This is a genomic window from Microbacterium sp. FG3, from assembly GCF_057809335.1.
On sequence record NZ_JBMDJT010000008.1, the window covers coordinates 1 to 17,471 of the forward strand.

Annotated in this window: 13 protein-coding genes and 1 pseudogene; 7 read left to right on the top strand and 7 right to left on the bottom strand. The window is 72.8% G+C overall.

Annotated elements, in window-relative coordinates:
* Positions 1 to 808, top strand: a pseudogene (locus ACODR5_RS04335) (hypothetical protein); the annotation flags it as partial.
* 36 nt (positions 809 to 844) lie between these two features.
* Here ACODR5_RS04335 and sucB read toward each other — a convergent pair.
* The 3 genes from sucB to ACODR5_RS04350 all read right to left on the bottom strand — a co-directional run bounded on the left by sucB (position 845) and on the right by ACODR5_RS04350 (position 5,606).
* Entirely contained in the window at positions 845 to 2,617 is a 1,773-nt protein-coding gene (gene sucB, locus ACODR5_RS04340; protein ID WP_488982850.1) for a 2-oxoglutarate dehydrogenase, E2 component, dihydrolipoamide succinyltransferase, read from the bottom strand.
* Positions 2,618 to 2,716: 99 nt separating this feature from the next.
* Positions 2,717 to 4,090: a dihydrolipoyl dehydrogenase gene (lpdA, locus tag ACODR5_RS04345; RefSeq protein WP_460818228.1), complete on the bottom strand. Its 1,374-nt coding sequence runs from the start codon at positions 4,088 to 4,090 to the stop codon at positions 2,717 to 2,719.
* Positions 4,091 to 4,118: 28 nt separating this feature from the next.
* On the bottom strand, positions 4,119 to 5,606 hold the full coding sequence (locus ACODR5_RS04350; protein ID WP_488982851.1) for a leucyl aminopeptidase: 1,488 nt from the start codon (positions 5,604 to 5,606) through the stop codon (positions 4,119 to 4,121).
* A 134-nt stretch (positions 5,607 to 5,740) separates the two neighbouring features.
* Here ACODR5_RS04350 and ACODR5_RS04355 point away from each other — a divergent pair, with 134 nt between their 5' ends.
* The 3 genes from ACODR5_RS04355 (at position 5,741) to ACODR5_RS04365 (ending at position 8,859) form a co-directional block, all read left to right on the top strand.
* Positions 5,741 to 6,679, top strand: coding sequence for a PAC2 family protein (locus tag ACODR5_RS04355; protein WP_460818225.1), 939 nt, complete (start codon positions 5,741 to 5,743; stop codon positions 6,677 to 6,679).
* A gap of 150 nt (positions 6,680 to 6,829) precedes the next feature.
* Positions 6,830 to 8,164: an RNA polymerase sigma factor gene (locus ACODR5_RS04360; RefSeq protein WP_449854143.1), complete on the top strand. Its 1,335-nt coding sequence runs from the start codon at positions 6,830 to 6,832 to the stop codon at positions 8,162 to 8,164.
* A complete protein-coding gene (locus tag ACODR5_RS04365; RefSeq protein ID WP_488982852.1) occupies positions 8,161 to 8,859 on the top strand; it encodes a coenzyme F420-0:L-glutamate ligase in 699 nt (232 codons plus the stop codon). Before ACODR5_RS04360 ends, ACODR5_RS04365 begins: the two co-directional genes overlap by 4 nt.
* 70 nt (positions 8,860 to 8,929) lie before the next feature.
* Here ACODR5_RS04365 and murJ read toward each other — a convergent pair whose 3' ends face one another.
* A complete protein-coding gene (gene murJ, locus ACODR5_RS04370) occupies positions 8,930 to 10,525 on the bottom strand; it encodes a murein biosynthesis integral membrane protein MurJ (RefSeq protein ID WP_488982853.1) in 1,596 nt (531 codons plus the stop codon).
* Positions 10,518 to 11,573: a sugar-transfer associated ATP-grasp domain-containing protein gene (locus tag ACODR5_RS04375; RefSeq protein ID WP_488982854.1), complete on the bottom strand. Its 1,056-nt coding sequence runs from the start codon at positions 11,571 to 11,573 to the stop codon at positions 10,518 to 10,520. Before ACODR5_RS04375 ends, murJ begins: the two co-directional genes overlap by 8 nt.
* A 128-nt stretch (positions 11,574 to 11,701) precedes the next feature.
* Here ACODR5_RS04375 and ACODR5_RS04380 point away from each other — a divergent pair, with 128 nt between their 5' ends.
* Positions 11,702 to 12,736, top strand: a complete 1,035-nt coding sequence (locus ACODR5_RS04380; protein WP_449854147.1) for a sugar-transfer associated ATP-grasp domain-containing protein — start codon at positions 11,702 to 11,704, stop codon at positions 12,734 to 12,736.
* Positions 12,737 to 12,746: 10 nt separating this feature from the next.
* Complete coding sequence (locus ACODR5_RS04385; RefSeq protein ID WP_488982855.1) at positions 12,747 to 14,201, top strand: alanine racemase; 1,455 nt, start codon at positions 12,747 to 12,749, stop codon at positions 14,199 to 14,201.
* Positions 14,202 to 14,254: 53 nt separating this feature from the next.
* Here the strand turns inward: ACODR5_RS04385 and ACODR5_RS04390 are convergent, their stop codons facing one another.
* Positions 14,255 to 14,461 carry a DUF7455 domain-containing protein gene (locus ACODR5_RS04390; RefSeq protein WP_449854149.1) on the bottom strand — a complete coding sequence of 69 codons (207 nt, stop codon included), beginning with the start codon at positions 14,459 to 14,461 and terminating at the stop codon, positions 14,255 to 14,257.
* Between the two features lie 194 nt (positions 14,462 to 14,655).
* On the opposite strand from ACODR5_RS04390, the gene ACODR5_RS04395 reads away from it, so the two are divergent.
* Positions 14,656 to 16,734 carry a DNA gyrase/topoisomerase IV subunit B gene (locus ACODR5_RS04395; protein ID WP_488982856.1) on the top strand — a complete coding sequence of 693 codons (2,079 nt, stop codon included), beginning with the start codon at positions 14,656 to 14,658 and terminating at the stop codon, positions 16,732 to 16,734.
* Positions 16,735 to 16,837: 103 nt separating this feature from the next.
* Here ACODR5_RS04395 and ACODR5_RS04400 read toward each other — a convergent pair whose 3' ends face one another.
* The gene (locus ACODR5_RS04400) at positions 16,838 to 17,470 is read right to left on the bottom strand and encodes an SRPBCC family protein (RefSeq protein ID WP_488982857.1); all 633 of its coding nucleotides are present in this window, start codon (positions 17,468 to 17,470) and stop codon (positions 16,838 to 16,840) included.
* Position 17,471 lies beyond the last annotated feature (1 nt).

Below are 17,471 nucleotides of genomic sequence, written 5' to 3' on the forward strand. Positions count from 1 at the left end.
CCGGACGCGGCGCGAGCTGCGCGCGGCGCGCGGGGCGCGGCGGCGCGCGACGCCGGGCACGCGCGGCTCCGGGGGTGCCACCGCGCGCCTCGACCTGAGGGAGGCGATCGACGCGGCCCTGGCCGGGCGGGTGGCGGAGGGCGTGTCGGACGGCCTGGCCGAGGCCCGTCGGCGCCTCAGGGCCCTGCGCGATCGCCGGGGAGCGCCGTTCGTGCTCGGCGCCGTCGCCGCGGCGGCGGTCGTCGTCGGCGGGCTCCTGTGGCCGAGCGACGAGACGCCCGCGGCCGCCGAGCCCGGAGCGCAGACCGCCGCGCGGGAGGGCGGGTCGCGCGCGGACGAGGACGCCGGAGCGCCCGCGTCGCCCGCCGCCGCGACGGGCGCCGTACCCGAGACGGGCGAGGACGACGACCCTCTCGAGCCTCCATCCGGGCCCGAGGAGGAGGCTCCGGGCGGCGCGGGCGGAACGGCGCCGGGCGCGGAGGATCCGGTCGCCGCGGCCGAGCGGCTCCTCGACGGTCTCGCGGTCTGCCGCGCCGCCGAGGACGACGCGTGCGCCGCGGTCCGCGCGCCCGGCTCCGCTCCGCTCGAGCTGGCGGACGGGGCGGCGGCATCGCTGCCGGCCGACGAGCGCCGCGTCGTGCTGCTCGACGACTTCGGCGATCTGGCGGTGCTGCGGGTCGAGTCGCCGGAGGGCTCCGCCGCGCCTCAGTCCCTCGTGATCGAGCGGGCATCGACCGACGAGCGCTGGATCGTGCGCGACGTGCACGACGGCGCATCCGCGCCCGGAACGACCGAGGGGGACGGATGACGCGTGGTCACCCGTCCCCCTCGGGGAGCGCTCGGATCAGATGCCGAGGTCGCCCGCGAAGTCCGCCGCCTCGAGACGCGCCTTCACGGCCGACAGGTAGCGCGCCGCGTCGGCGCCGTCGATCGTGCGGTGGTCGTACGAGAGCGCGAGGTAGACGTACGAGCGGATGCCGATCGCCTCGACGCCGCCGTCGGTCTTCACCACGCCGGGGCGCTTGAAGACGATGCCCGTGCCGAGGATCGCCGACTGGGGCAGGAACACGACGGGCGTGTCGAACAGCGCGCCGCGCGAACCGGTGTTGGTCAGCGTGAACGTGCCGCCGGCGAGCTCGTCGGGCTTCAGCTTGTTGTCGCGCGTGCGCGCGGCCAGGTCGGCGATCTCGTGCGCCAGCTGGGCGAGGTTCTTCGTGCTCGCGTCGCGGACGACCGGCGTGAGCAGGCCGCGCTCGGTGTCGACGGCGATCGAGAGGTTCTCGGACGGCGGGTACACGATGTTCTCGCCGTCGAGCGTCGAGTTGATGATCGGGTACGCGCGCAGCGCCTCGGCCGCGGCGAGGGCGAAGAACGGCAGGAACGACAGCTTGTCGCCCGTCTTCGCCTGGAAGTCGCCCTTCACCTGGTCGCGGAACGCCGAGAGCTTCGTCACGTCGACCTCGACGACCGTCGTGAGCTGAGCGGTCGACGTCATCGACTCGACGGCGCGCTTGGCGAGCACCTTGCGCAGGCGCGACATCGGCTGCGTGGTGCCGCGCAGCGGCGAGTCCTCGAGCTTCTCGGCGGGGGCCGCGGCGGGAGCCGCCGGGGTCGCGGCGGCGGCCGGGGCCGCCTTCGCCGACTCGGCGGCCTTGAGGACGTCCTCCTTGCGGATGCGGCCTCCCACGCCCGTGCCCTTCACCGTGGCGAGGTCGACGCCCTGCTGGGCGGCGAGCCGGCGCACGAGCGGGGTCACGTAGACCTTCTCGTCGTCGGTCGGCAGCGTGAGCTTCGGGGAGGCCGGCTCGGCCGCCTTCGGCTGCTCCGCCGCGGCGGGAGCGGCCTGCTGCGGCTGCGCCGGCTGGCTCGGCGCGGCGGGCGCCTCGGCCGGGGCCTGGGCAGGTGCCGCGGGGGCGGGCTGCTCGGCCGGGGCCTCAGCCTGCTCGGCCTGCGCGGGCGCGGCGGGTGCCTCGGCGGGCTTCTCGGCCGGGGCGGCGGCGCCGGAGCCGACGCGGGCCAGGACGGCGCCGACCTCGACGGTCTCGTCCTCGGCGGCGAGGATCTCGGTGATCGTGCCGGCGACGGGCGAGGGGACCTCGGTGTCGACCTTGTCGGTGGAGATCTCGAGCAGCGGCTCGTCGACCTCGATGGTGTCGCCGACCTGCTTGAGCCAGCGGGTGACGGTGCCCTCGGTCACCGACTCGCCCAGCTCGGGCAGCACGATGTCGGTCGCGTCGCCCGATGCGGCCGGAGCCGGAGCGGCCTCGGCGGCGGGGGAGTCCGCGGCGGGCGTCGTGGACGCCTCGACCGCGGGGGCGGGAGCGGCCTCGGCGGCCGGAGCGGCCTGGGCGGGGGCCTCGGGCGCGGCGGACGCTCCGCTGCCGTCGCCGATCTTGGCCAGGACAGCGCCCACCTCGACGGTGTCGTCCTCCTGGAAGAGGATCTCCTCGATCACGCCGCTCACGGGCGACGGGATCTCCGTGTCGACCTTGTCGGTCGAGACCTCGAGCAGGGCCTCATCCGCCTGCACGGTATCGCCCACCTGCTTCAGCCAGCGGGTGATGGTGCCCTCGGTGACGCTCTCGCCGAGCGCGGGGAGGACTACGGAAGTGCTCATGTCGAAGTCTCCTTCGTAAATGTCGATGACATGCCTAGCTTAGTGATCCGTCCCGCAGGTGCGGCACGCGCACGCGGGCGCGGGGCGGATCGGGGACGTTCAGAGTGTGTGGAGCGGCTTTCCCGCGAGGGCGAGGAACGCCTCGCCGAGGGCCTCGCTCTGCGTGGGATGCGCGTGGATGAGGGGCGCGATGTCCTCCGGATGCGCGTCCCACGCGACGGCCAGCTGCCCCTCGGTGATGAGCTCGCCCACGCGATCGCCCGCGAGGTGCACGCCGACGACGGGGCCGTCGACGCGACGCACGACCTTCACGAGCCCGCGCGTGCCGAGGATCTCGCTGCGCGCGTTGCCCGCCAGGTCGAACTCGGCCACCGCGACGCCCTCGGCGCCGTACCGCTCCTCGGCCGCCGCCTGCGTGAGGCCGACGGAGGCGAGCTCGGGGCTCGAGTACGTGACCCGGGGGATGTGGTTCTCGTCGATCGGCGCCGGCTCGAGGCCCGCGATCCGCTCGGCGACGAAGATGCCCTGCTGGAACCCGCGGTGAGCCAGCTGCAGGCCCGGGGTGATGTCGCCCACCGCCCACAGACCGGGCACGCTGGTGCGCAGCTGCGCGTCGACGGCGACGAAGCCGCGATCGAGCGCCACGCCTGCCTCCTCGAGACCGAGGCCCGACGTCGACGGCCCACGACCCACGGCCACGAGCAGCACGTCGCCCTCCAGCGTCTCGCCGCCCTCCAGGGTGACGGTGACGCCGGACGCCGACTCGACGGCCGAGGCCACGCGCGCGGCGAGGCGCGACGCGATGCCGCGGCGGCGGAAGGCGCGCCCGAGCGCGGTGCTGAGCGCGGCGTCCTCGTTCGGGACGAGGCGGTCCAGGCCCTCGACGATCGTGACCTCGGCGCCCAGCGAGCGCCAGGCGCTGGCGAACTCGACGCCGATCACGCCGCCGCCCAGCACGACGGCCCGCTCCGGCACGCGGTCGAGCGCGAGGGCGCCCTCGCTCGTGAGGATGCGCTCGCCCGGCTCGATCCCGGGGACCGAGCGGCTGTGCGAGCCGGTCGCGAGCACGATGTCCGTGCCGCGGTACAGGTCGTCGCCCACGGCGACCGCGCGGTCGGCGGTGAGGGTGCCCGATCCCGAGACCACGGTGATGCCGCGCCGCGCGATGAGCCCCTCGAGGCCCTTCGTCTTCTTCTCGACGATCGCGCGGCGGTGCGCGAGCATCGCCGCGCCGTCGACCCCGTCGAGGCTCGCGGACACGCCGGACGCCGAGGCCGAGCGCACGGTATCGGCGATCTCGGCGGCGTGCAGCAGGGCCTTGGTCGGGATGCAGCCGCGGTGCAGGCACGTGCCGCCGAGGCGGTCGCGCTCCACGAGCGCCACGGTCTTGCCCAGCTCGGCCGCCCGCAGCGCCGCGGCGTAGCCGCCGCTGCCGCCGCCCAGCACGACGATGTCGAAGGCGTGCTCTGTCATGCGGTCTCCGTCCGAGCGGTCACGGCGGTCACCGCAGCTCGCCGCCCGCCGCGACGAAGTCGATGAGCGTGCGCACGGTGGCGCCCGTCGGCCCCTTGTCGGTGTAGCCGTAGGCGCTGCCGGCCGACATGGCCGAGCCGGCGATGTCGAGGTGCACCCAGGGGATGCGCGGCGCGTCGTCGCCCTCACCGGTGCGGCCCACGAAGCGCTGCAGGAACAGGCCGGCGAAGAGCGAACCCGCCTCGCGGTTGCCGACGTTCGCGTTCTGCATGTCGGCGATGCGCGAGTCGAGGTGCTCGTTGAGGTACTCCGGCAGCGGCAGTGCCCAGACCGGCTCGCCCGTGCGGTCGGAGGCGCGCAGGAAGGCGTCGACGGCCTCCTGATCGCCCATCACGCCCGTGTAGCGCGTGCCCAGCCCGATGACGATGGCACCGGTCAGGGTGGCGACGTCGACGATGACATCGGGCTGCTCACGGCTCGCGGCGACGAGGCCGTCCGCCAGCACGAGGCGCCCCTCGGCGTCGGTGTTCGTGACCTCGACCGTCTGGCCGTCGAGCATGCGCAGCACGTCGCCGGGGCGGATCGCGCGCCCCGACGGCATGTTGTCGGCGAGGCACATCCATCCCGTCACCCGCACGGGCAGCTCGAGCTGCGCGGCGGCGCGGACGGCGGCCAGCACCTCGGCGGCGCCGGTCATGTCCTCGTTCATGCCCACCATCGATGCGGCGGGCTTGAGCGAGAGGCCGCCCGTGTCGAACGTGATGCCCTTGCCCACGAGCGCGACGTGGCGCTGCGCGCCCTCCGGCGCCCACTCCAGGCGCACGAGGCGCGGCGGGCGGTCCGATCCCTTGCCGACGCCGAGGATGCCGCCGAAGCCGCCCTCCTCGAGCGCCGCCTCGTCGTACACCGTGACGTCCACGGCCAGGCCCTCGACGGCGGCCACGGCCGACTCCGCCAGCTGTGCGGGGCTCTGCCACTCCGCGGGCGTCGAGACGAGGTCCTTCACGAGCGCCACGGCGTCGGCACCGGCGCGCACCGACGCGAGGTCGCCGTCGCTCGCGCCCTCGGGGGCGTGCACGACGATCCGCTTCGCGCGGCGCTTCTCGGCCGCCTTCTCGGCGTCGCCGGTCTTGTAGGTGTCGAAGCGGTAGGCGCCCAGCGCCGCGCCCTCGGCGGCCGCGCGCCACGCGTCCTCGACGTCCGACAGCACCGCCACGGCCACAGTGTCGAAGCCGGTGAGCTGGCGGGCGCCCGCGCCCACGGCCTGCCGGATCGTCTCGAGGTCGGGGGAGGAGCCGAGGCCCACGACGGCGAGCGGCTTGGCCGCGACCTCGGGCACGTAGGCGCGCGCCCAGCTGCGCGCCGCGCCCGTGAATCCGACGGCCTCCAGCGCGTCCGCGAGGCCGGGGTAGGCGCCGAGCTCGGCCTCCTCGAGCGCCGGGATCGCGAGGATCAGCGCGTCGGCGTCATCGGAGGGGAAGGGGGCGTGCGTCAGCGAGAGCTCGGGGTGGGCCATGCGATCCATCCTAGGTACGCCGCGTGCGCCACGGCCGTCGCCCCCGGGGGTCGCGGTTTTCGCCTCTGGCGTAAGGCGGCTCCCGCGCGGGCCGGGGCGGCGACGGCGTCGCGCGCGCCTCGTAGCATGGACGCATGCCCCCCTTCGGTCCCCTGTACGAGCGAGTCGCCAATGCCCCGGTGGTGCCCGCCGGGCTGCCGCTGGTCGTGCTCATGACGGGCTTCACCGACGCGGGAGGCACCGTCTCGGGCGTCATCGAATACGTGCGCGAGGAGCTCGATCCGCGGCCGCTCGTGTCGTTCTCGAACGACGCGCTGCTGGACTACCGCGCCCGGCGGCCGATCGTCACGTTCGATCAGGACCACCTCACGGATTACCGGCCGCAGCGGCTGGAGCTCTCGCTCGTGCGCGACGCGCTCGGCCAGCCGTTCCTCGTGCTGGCCGGGTACGAGCCGGACTTCGGCTGGGACGCCTTCGCGGAGGCCGTGCTCGACCTCGGCGAGGAGTACGACGTGTCGTCGGTCACGTGGGTGCACGCGATCGCGATGCCGGTGCCGCACACGCGCACCCTCGGCGCGACGGTGAGCGGCACGCGCGGCGACCTCGTCGAGGCGCACTCCATCTGGCGCCCGCACACGCAGGTGCCCGCCACCGTGGGCCACCTGCTCGAGATCCGGCTGAGCCAGGCCGGCGCGACGGTCACCGGCTTCGTGCTGCTCGTGCCGCACTACCTCGCCGACACCGACTACCCGGGCGCCACCGCGGCCGCGCTCGAGAAGCTCATGTCGGCGACGGGGCTGGTGTTCGCGCTCGACGACCTCCGCGAGGAGGACCGCGACTACGTGGAGCGCGTCGAGGAGCAGATCACCTCGAACGAGGAGCTCGAGCGGATGGTGCGCGGGCTCGAGGAGCGCTACGACGCCTACGCCGCCCGGCTCGCGAGCGGCGCGGCGCCGTCGGGCACGGGCACGTTCGACGAGGCGGCGCTGCCGAGCGCCGACGAGCTGGCCGCCGAGCTGGAGCGCTACCTCGCCTCGCGTCCGGCCGAGGACGACAAGGGCGCCTCCTCCTGACGAGCGGGGAATGTTCTCTAGGGCGCGCGGGTTATAATGTCAAGACGGACCCGATGTCGAGAGGCGCCTGACGCCACTTGACAAGGGTCCTACTAGTGCCCGAGAACATCCGGGGGCGTCGCGCACAGCGCCGTCGGTGAAAGGCGAGACGTGACCACTGCCACGAAGACTCCGCGCAAGAGCGCGGCCAAGACCACGGCGAAGGCGAGCGAGGAGGTCGTCGCCGACGAGACGACCGACGCCGCCGAGGCCGCTCCGAAGAAGGCGCCCGCCAAGCGCGCCGCCAAGAAGACCACCGCGGCGAAGGCACCGGCGAAGAAGACCGCCGCCAAGAAGACCGCGCAGAAGGACGAGCCCGAGGACGTCGACGACGTCGCGACCGAGGAGGACGTCGTCGACGTCGCCGCCCCCGACACCGCCGCGGTTCCGGTCGTCGCCGAGGGCGAGGCCGACGACGCCGAGGACGACGCCGCCCCGAAGCCGACCACCGAGCCGCTGCCGACGGGCGCGATCGTCATCTCCCAGGCCGACGAGGAGGAGGTGCCGGTCTACTCCACGCAGATCACCGGCGCCACCGCCGACCCCGTCAAGGACTACCTCAAGCAGATCGGCAAGGTCCCGCTGCTGAACGCGGCGGAGGAGGTCGACCTCGCCATGCGCATCGAGGCGGGCCTGTTCGCCGAGGAGAAGCTGTCGAAGATGTCGGCGGCCGAGAAGTCGAGCCAGCTCGGCCTCGACCTGCAGTGGGTGGCCCGCGACGGCCAGCGCGCCAAGAGCCACCTGCTCGGGGCGAACCTGCGTCTGGTCGTCTCGCTCGCCAAGCGCTACACGGGCCGCGGCATGCAGTTCCTCGACCTGATCCAGGAGGGCAACCTCGGTCTCATCCGCGCGGTCGAGAAGTTCGACTACACCAAGGGCTTCAAGTTCTCGACGTACGCGACGTGGTGGATCCGCCAGGCGATCACCCGCGCCATGGCCGACCAGGCGCGCACGATCCGCATCCCGGTGCACATGGTCGAGGTCATCAACAAGCTCGCCCGCGTGCAGCGCCAGATGCTGCAGGACCTGGGCCGCGAGCCCACGCCCGAGGAGCTGTCGAAGGAACTCGACATGACGCCCGAGAAGGTCGTCGAGGTGCAGAAGTACGGCCGCGAGCCGATCTCGCTGCACACCCCGCTCGGCGAGGACGGCGACAGCGAGTTCGGCGACCTCATCGAGGACACCGAGGCGGTCGTGCCGGCCGACGCGGTCGGCTTCACGATGCTGCAGCGTCAGCTCGAGAGCCTGCTCGACTCGCTCTCGGAGCGCGAGGCCGGCGTGATCCGCATGCGCTTCGGCCTGGGCGACGGTCAGCCGAAGACCCTCGACCAGATCGGTGACACGTTCGGCGTCACGCGCGAGCGGATCCGCCAGATCGAGTCGAAGACCATGGCCAAGCTGCGTCACCCGAGCCGCTCGCAGTCGCTGCGGGACTACCTCGAGTGAGCACGGCGGCGAACGAGGGCAAGGCCCTCGAGGTCGTCGTCGACGGCACGACGTATCAGCGCATCCCGCTCAAGACCCGGGTCATCATGCCCGGCGACGAGCTCGACGAGGTCATCGCGAGCTACGCCGCGGATCACGTGCGGGACGGCGACATCCTCTTTGTGACGGAGAAGATCGTCGCGATCATGCAGGGCCGCTCGTACCAGATGAGCGAGATCCAGGCGCGCCCGCTCGCGCGGTTCCTGTCGAAGTACGTCACCAAGACCGCGTACGGCATCGGCCTCGGCATCCCCGAGACGATGGAGTTCGCGCTGCGCGAGGTCGGCACGCCCCGCATCCTCTTCGCCGCGGCCGTGTCGGCCGTGACGAAGCTGTTCGGGCGCAGCGGTGACTTCTACCGCATCGCCGGCGACAAGGCGCGCGCGATCGACGGGCCCACGCCCGGCACGATCCCGCCGTACAACACGGCCGTCGTGCTCGGGCCCGAGCGTCCGCGCGAGGTCGCCGCGCACGTGCGCACGCTGCTGAAGGCCGATGCGCACGTCGCCGTGGTCGACATCAACGACCTGGGCGGCAACATCCTCGGCTCCACCCTGGGCCGCGAGGGCGAGAGGCTGCTCGTGCGGATCCTCAAGGACAACCCGCTCGGCCAGGGGCACCAGTCGACGCCGCTGGGCATCATCCGCACGGCGTGATCTTCGACGAAACCGGCCGGCTCCCTCGGGGGCCGGCCGGTTTCGCGTGCGGCGGGTGAGCGCCCTGCTGCTAGCGGCGGACGAGCCTGCGCACCATGTCGAACGCGGGTGTCAGCTCCGGCGTGCGGAACAGCGCGAGGATGGCGAGGTACACGCCGCCGACGACGGCCCCGATCGTGCACGTGCCGAGGACGCCCTGCAGCATGCCGGCCAGCATCCAACCGGACGTGCCGCCGCTGAGCAGGAAGACGCCCACTCCGGCGGCGGCGGCAGGCACGGCCGCGAGGCTGAACCGCACGATGGCCCAGATGGTCTCGGACATGCCGATCGTGCCGAGGCGGCGGTGGAGCAGCCAGCTGGCGAGGACGACCTGCACCATGCTCGACACCGCCTGCGCGAGCGCCACGCCCGCCGCGAGCAGCTCGGCCGGCAGCAGCCACTGGGCGGCGAGCGTCAGCAGGACCGCGACGCCGGCCTGGGCGAGCGTGAAGAAGAAGGGCGTGCGGGTGTCGCCGTACGCGTAGAACGTGCGCTGCACGATGAACTGCACCGCGAGCGGCACGAGGGCGAGGATGAAGGCGATGAGCACGGGCGCGCCCGCCACCGCGTCGGCGCGCGTGTCCGCCACGATCCGGACCGCCGGGATCGAGGCCGCCATCACGACCGCCGCCGACACCACGGCGAAGAGGCTGAGCACGCGGGTGCTGCGGCGGATGTCGTCGCGCACGAGATCGTCCTGACCGGCGGCGGCATGCCCGCTGAGGCGCGTGAAGTACGGCGTCCCGATCGACATGATCACGAGCGAGTACGGGAGCATGTACAGCAGCCAGCCGTTGTACCAGATGGTCGCCGACGCGTGCTGGCCCGAGGCGCCGGAGATCACCATCTGCTGCACCGTCGAGACGCCGAGACCCACGAGCAGCATGAGGAACGTCCAGCTGGCCAGGTGGCCGAGCCGCCCGAGCCCCATGCCGCGCCACCGGAAGTCGGGCCGCAGGTGCAGGCGGGTGCGGCGCCAGAACGCGACGAGGACGACCGTCTGCACGACGATGCCGAGCGTGGCGACGCCGGCGAGGACGGCGATCATCGCCGGGTCCCAGTCGGCCACGTCGTTGCGGCGCGCGCCGAACATCTGGATGAACAGGAGGAACCCGGCGATGGAGACGATGTTGTTCGCGATGGGCGCCCATGCGTACGGGCCGAAGACACCGCGCGCGTTGAGCGTCTCGCCGATCAGCGCGAACATGCCGTAGAAGAACACCTGCGGCAGGCACCAGTAGGAGAAGGCGGTGGCCAGGGCGTGCTGATCGGCCGACCACTGCGCGCCGAACACCTGCACGAGCAGCGGCGCGGCGACGAGCGAGAGCGCCGTGACGGCGAACAGCAGCACCGCCGCCAGCGTGAACAGCTTCGACAGCTGCGCGCGACCGCCGTCCTCGTGACCGCTCCACTGCACCACCTGCGGCACGATCACCGCCGTGAGCACGCCCGCGGAGATCACCTGGAAGACGTAGTTGGGCAGCTGGTTGGCGATCGTGAACGCGTCGGAGGCCTCGCCGATCGCGCCGATCGCCGTCACGAGCACCATGGCGCGCAGCAGCCCGGTGACGCGCGAGACGAGCGTCCCGACGGCGATCAGGGCGCTGGCGCGGCCGAGGCTAGCCATTCGCGTCGGAGCGGGCGCGGCGGGAGTCGACGATGTCGGCCCCGATCGCGTCGCGATAGCGGTGCAGCAGGCCCGTGCGCACGCCAGAGACCGAGGGCTTCATCTGGAACACGCTCGAATTGTGGTTGGCCTCGATGATCGCGGGCCCCTCCGGCGTGATCGCGATGTCCCAGCCGACGTAGGGCACGGTCGGCAGGCGACGGGCGGCGTCGTCGATCATCCGGAGCACCTCGTCGTACTGCGGCACGGCGAAGCCGCGGATCTCGGTGCCCGTCACGGGGTGGCGCTCGAAGACGTTGCTGTTCTTGTCGACGGCGGGGTACAGCGCCACGCCGTCGTCGTCGAGCATCGTGAACATGCCGCCGCCGGCGAAGTTGTCGATCACCGAGCCGTTGCCGATCCGCAGCACCGAGGCGATGACGTGGAGCGTGTCCTGCGGGTCGCGGTAGGTGATGAGCCGCACGGTGTTGACGCTCTCGGGGTACAGCGCGGCCATGCGCTCGTCCTGGCGCAGGAACTCCTCGACGAGCGTCTGGCCGCGCCCGACGAGCTCGTCGCGCCAGGCGCCCGCGTCGGCGATTCCGGCCGTGTCGTGCGCCGTGATGCCCGCGCCGCCGAAGCCGTCGGCCGGCTTCGCCAGCACGCGCGCGTGGCGGTCGAGGAACGCGGCCACCTCGTCCGGCGTCGCGGTGCGCAGATCGAGCCAGTCCCGGCGGATGAGGTCGGCGAAGTCGCGGTAGAAGCGCGGCTTGTCCTCGAGCAGCGCGCGGGCCTGCATGCCGTTGAGCGTGCGGTTGAGGCGGAAGCCCTTCGGGTGCGTCATCCACGTCGCGCGCTCGCGCGCATTGAGCGTGCGGATGTCCCACACGGCGTAGTCGCGGAAGCCCATCTCGTAGCGCGCGGCGCACCACAGCATGTCGGCGATGATGACCGGCAGCGGGGCGCGCGAGACCTTCTGCGACTGCCGGGCGAACTCGATCAGATTGCCCGGCTTGAGGCGGCGGGCCCGGTTCAGGAGGTAGCCGATCCGCAGGCCCGTCTGACTCATGGATGTCACGGTAACACGGGGCTCTCGGGGATCTTCGGAGCACCTCCTCGGTATAGTTGGCCCTTGCTCGCGTCGGCCGCCCGAGCCGCTCGCGGGGCCGCGAGAACCATCGAAGGAAGGTCGTCCGCTTGCCCATCGACATCGCCCTGAAGGCACGTGCCTCCTACTTCGCGCGGCGCATCAAGGCCTTCAGCCCGGCGCGCGTGGCGACGTTCGCGCGACAGATCGCCGAAGAGCAGGGCAAGTGGATGCCGGCCGTGTTCGTCGACATGGTGTGGTGGGCCGCGTTCCACGACACGGCGTTCATCGACTACTACGAGGCCGACTTCGCGCTGCTGACGAAGGCCGAGCGCAAGACGTTCATGACCTCGGTGCTGCAGCACCACCTGGCCGTGGCGCTGAACGACCGCGAGGCCTCCCGCGAGCTCGAGAACAAGATCGCGTTCAACAAGCGCTTCGCGAAGTTCCTCGGGCGCGAGTGGATCGACCTGGGCGAGGTCGGCGCCGACGGGCTGCGCGAGTTCGCCTCGCGGCACCCCGTGATCATCGCCAAGGTGCCGGTGAGCCGCGAGGGCCACGGCGTGTTCCGCTACGACACCGCGGGCACAGACGACTGGGACGCGTTCCACCGGCGCCTGACCGAGGCGGGGCAGGTGCTCATCGAGCAGCCGATCGTGCAGCACCCGTACCTGGCCGGGTACTGCGCCGACACCGTGAACACCACCCGCGTCGCGACGTACTTCGACGGCACCGACGTGCACGTGCTCGTCGCGGTGCAGAAGTTCGGCCGCGGCTCCGTGAGCGACCAGTTCAGCTGGGGCGGCTTCTTCACGATGCTCGACGAGAACGGCCGCTCGCGCGGCCCGGGCTACACGGGCAAGAAGCTGAGCCGCTACGAGGTGCACCCCGACTCGGGCGCCTCGATCGTCGACTTCCAGGTGCCGCTGTGGGACCAGGTCGTCGCGCTCGTCGACGAGGCCGCACGCGTGGTCCCCGGCGTCCACTACGTCGGATGGGACGTCGCCGTGGGGCCCGAGGGACCCGTGCTCATCGAGGGCAACTGGGTGCCCGGGCTGTACGAGAACCGCGTGTCGGCCACCGGCATCCGGCAGGGCACGCGCCCGCGTCACGAGGCGGTCATGCCGGCCGCCCGGCGTCGCTGAGAGGACCCGCATGTCGCGATCCGGATCGGGTGCCGGCGCGCACGCCGATGCCGGTGTGCGGCTGAGCGGGCGCGTGCTGCAGACGAAGCCGCTGCTCGCGGGCGAGGGCGTCTCGTACGGCTACCGCTTCCGCGCGACCCGCGACACGCGCGTCGCGCTCGTGACGGGCGGCTACGCCCAGGGCGTCGTGCGCGCGCTCGGCGGCCACGCGACCGTGATGATCCGCGGCCGCGAGCTGCCGATCGTCGGGCGCGTGGCGATGGACGTGTGCGTCGTCGAGATCGGCGACGCCGAGGTCGAGGCGGGCGACGAGGCGGTCTTCCTCGGCCCGGATCACTCGGGAGCGCTGGCCGCGTGGGCGCGGGCCACGGGCCTGACCGAGGACGAGCTCGCGGCGGGGGTGGCGCCGGGCGCGGGCGCGCCGCGCACGGCGGTCGAGCTGCGCGTGGACCTCGGCCGCCTGCGGCGCAACATCCGCGCGGTGCGCGAGCGGATGGCGCCGGCGGAGCTGATGGTGGTCGTGAAGGACGACGCCTACGGGCTGGGCGTCGATGCCGTCGTGCCGGCCGCGGTGGACGAGGGCGCGTCGTGGTTCGGCGCCATCGACATCCCGAGCGCGCTGCGCGCCAAGCGGCTGCGGCCGGCCGCGCGCGTCTTCGCGTGGGCGACCGCGACCGACGTCGATGCCGCGCGGGCGCTGGAGGCCGGCCTCGAGCTGGGCGTGGGCGACACCGACTACCTGCAGCGGGTCGCGGCCCTCGCCGGCGGGCGAGGCGCCCCCGCCGCGGTTCACCTCAAGATCGACACGGGGCTGCACCGCAACGGCATCCGCCCCGAGGCCTGGCCCGAGGCCGTCGCCCTCGCGGCGCGCATGGAGGCCGAGGGGCTCATCCGCGTCGCGGGCGTGTGGACCCACATCGCGGAGGCCAGCGACGCGGAGGACGACGCCTCCCGCGCCGCGTTCGAGCGCGCCGTCGCGCAGGCGAGGGAGGCGGGGCTCGCGCCCGAGGTGCGCCACCTCGCCGCCAGCGCCGCCGCCTGGCACCGCCCCGAGTTCCGCTACGACCTCGTCCGCGTCGGCGCGTTCTGCTACGGCGTGCGCTCGGCCGACGGGCCCGAGCTCGAGGGCATCGAGCCCGTCGCGACGCTCGTCGCCCGCGTGACGAGCGTGACCGACGATCGGGTCACGGCGGGCGTCGGCGCGACGGATGGGCTGCTGTCGACGCTGGCCGGCCGCGTGCGTGTCGCGACGCCCGCCGGCCCGCGCGCGCTCCTGACGGTCGGGCCCGCGAGCATCGAGATCGAGGGCTGGGACGGCGCGGCCGTCGGCGACGAGGTGCGGATCTTCGGCGCGCCCGCCGACGGCGTGCCGAGCGCGACCGACCTTGCCGAGGCGATCGACACCGTGGGGGAGGAGCTGCTGCTGCGCATCTCGCCCCTCGTGCCCCGCGTCTACGAGGACTGAGACGAGAAGGCGCCCATCCGGATGATCCGGATGGGCGCCTCGTCTGCCTGGTCTCAGGCCTGAAGTCGCTCGGTCTCGTCGTGCCAGCTGGTGGCGACGGCGCGCAGCTTCTCCTCGTACTTGCGGCCGTGGTGCGCGCAGAACAGCAGCTCGCTGCCGTTGACCTCGGCGGCGATGTACGCCTGGGCGCCGCACGAGTCGCAGCGGTCGGCCGCCGTGAGGCGGTGGAGGACAGGAGCTTCAGCGGTTGCGGTTGTCATTGGTCTGCCTCCTCGTTTCGTGCCTGCACCGATGTTCCGATGCCTCACATATAACCACGCGACCCTGGGGATCCTGCCCGTTCGTCGGCATGTTTCGCTCAGCGCGTACGGGCGCGCGGATCGTGCGTGACGAGCGCGTGACGCGGGGAGTGTCTGCGAGGCCAGAGGGCGCGGCGCGGATAGCATCGAAGATTGTGACAGCCGAGTACTCCGCCCACCATCTGCAGGTCCTCGAAGGGCTGGAGGCCGTCCGGAAGCGCCCCGGAATGTACATCGGCTCGAACGGCTCCCCGGGCCTCATGCACTGCCTGTGGGAGATCATCGACAACTCCGTCGACGAGGCCGTCGCCGGCAACGGCGACCGGATCGACGTGATCCTGCACGCGGACGGCAGCGTCGAGGTGCGCGACCGCGGGCGCGGCGTGCCGGTCGACGTCGAGCCCCGCACGGGCCTGAGCGGCGTCGAGGTCGTGTACACCAAGCTCCACGCGGGCGGGAAGTTCGGCGGCGGCTCGTACGCGGCCTCGGGCGGACTGCACGGCGTCGGCGCCTCGGTGGTCAACGCGCTGAGCGAGCGCCTCGACGTCGAGGTGGACCGCGGCGGCAAGACCTACGCGATGTCGTTCCACCGCGGCGAACCCGGCGTGTTCGCCGACAAGGGCGAGAAGCGCCCCGACGCCCCGTTCCGCCCGTTCGAGCAGTCGAGCGAGCTGAAGGTCGTGGGCAAGGTCGCCAAGGGCGTGACCGGCACGCGCGTGCGCTACTGGGCCGACCGCCAGATCTTCACGAAGGACGCGGCGTTCCAGCTCGACGACCTCATGACCCGCGCCCGCCAGACGGCGTTCCTCGTGCCGGGCCTCGAGATCGCGATCCGCGATGAGCGCGGCGACGAGCCCGTCGACACGTCGCTCCGGTACGACGGCGGCATCGCCGAGTTCGTCGACTACCTCGCGACCGACGCCCCCGTGACCGACACGTGGCGCCTGGAGGGCGCCGGCACCTTCACCGAGACCGTGCCGATGCTGCAGGCCGACGGATCCATGCGATCCACCGAGGTGGAGCGCGAGTGCCGCGTCGACATCGCGCTGCGCTGGGGCACGGGCTACGACACGACGATCCGCTCGTTCGTCAACATCATCGCCACGCCCAAGGGCGGCACGCACCAGCAGGGCTTCGAGCAGGAGATGCTCAAGCAGCTGCGCGCCGAGGTGGAGAAGAACGCGCGCCGCCTGAAGGTGGGAAACGACAAGCTCGAGAAGGACGACGTGCTCGCCGGCCTCACGGCCGTGCTCACGGTCGAGCTGCCCGAGCCGCAGTTCGAGGGCCAGACCAAGGAGGTGCTCGGCACGCCCGCCGCGCGCCAGATCGTGGCGAAGGTCGTGCGCGAGTCGCTCAAGCAGCGCTTCGCCTCCACCAAGCGCGACGACAAGAGCCAGGTGTCGATGCTGCTCGACAAGGTCGTCGCGGAGATGAAGGCGCGCATCTCGGCACGCACGCACAAGGAGACGCAGCGCCGCAAGAACGCGCTGGAGTCGTCGACCCTGCCGACCAAGCTCGTGGACTGCCGCACCAAGGAGACGGAGCGCAGCGAGCTGTTCATCGTCGAGGGCGACTCGGCGCTCGGCACCGCGCGCAAGGCCCGCGACAGCGAGTACCAGGCGCTGCTGCCCATCCGCGGCAAGATCCTCAACGTGCAGAAGGCCTCGATCAGCGACATGCTCTCGAACGCCGAGTGCGCCTCGATCATCCAGGTCGTCGGCGCGGGATCGGGACGGTCGTTCGACATCGAGGCCGCCCGCTACGGCAAGGTGATCATGATGAGCGACGCCGACGTCGACGGCGCGCACATCCGCACCCTGCTGCTCACGCTCTTCTACCGCTACATGCGCCCGCTCATCGAGCACGGCCGGGTGTTCGCCGCCGTGCCGCCGCTGCACCGGGTGATCGTGATCAACCCCGGCTCCAAGCCGAACGAGACGATCTACACCTACAGCGAGCGCGAGCTGCACGCCCTGCTCGCCAAGCTCCGCAAGGCCGGCAAACGGTGGCAGGAGCCGATCCAGCGCTACAAGGGCCTGGGCGAGATGGACGCGGATCAGCTGGCTGAGACGACGATGCAGAAGGACGGGCGCCTGCTGCGTCGCGTGCGGCTGGAGGACGCCGAGGCCGCCGGCCGCGTCTTCGAGATGCTCATGGGCAACGAGGTCGCCCCGCGGCGCGAGTTCATCGTCGACTCCGCCGACCGCCTGGACCGCGAGGCCATCGACGCTTGACGCGCGGCGGGTCAATGCCGCGCAGCGGCGTTGATGCGCCGCGGGTCAACATCGAGCGGAGCGCCCGCAGGGCGCGGAGTCGAGATGAAGACCGGTGTGGGGATCAGTGCCGCAGGGCGCGGCTGATCCCCGCGGCCGTGTTCTGCGCCTGCTGCCACACGAACAGGCGCGTGAGGGGGCGCAGGAGCACCGGCAGCAGCGGCACGCGCCGCGCTGCCGGGTTGCGCTCCCAGCCCGCCGTGACGCTCAGCTGCGAGCCCGAGGCGGCCGCCTCCACGGCGATCTCGATGCGGCGCGCGTTCGCGCGAGGCAGGTCGGGGAAGGTGAAGCGCCACGCGACGCTCTCCGCATCGCGCCCGCCCAGGAACTCCGCGACGACGCGCGCGGTCTCGTGCCGGCGCCGGATCGGACGTCCGTCGGGGTGCTCGGTCGGCGACCACGCCGTCCACCGCGCGCCCGGCGCCGCGGCCGCGCCCTCCGCGCCGTCGGCGCGGGCGATCGCGGCGTCCCACTCGGGCAGCCGCGCCGGATCCGTCAGCAGCCGCCGGACCTCCTGGGGCGAGGCGGGCACGAAGGCGGCTACGGTCGCCGCGAGGCGGTCGCGCGCGGCCGGGCGGGCGGTCGGGAGCCGGTCGGCCTCGTCCAGGCGTGCCGCGACCTGGTCCGCCGTCGTGCCCAGTCGCCGCAGCACGGCCGCGATCATGCCGCTCGGCTCGCGCAGGAGCTCGCGCAGCACC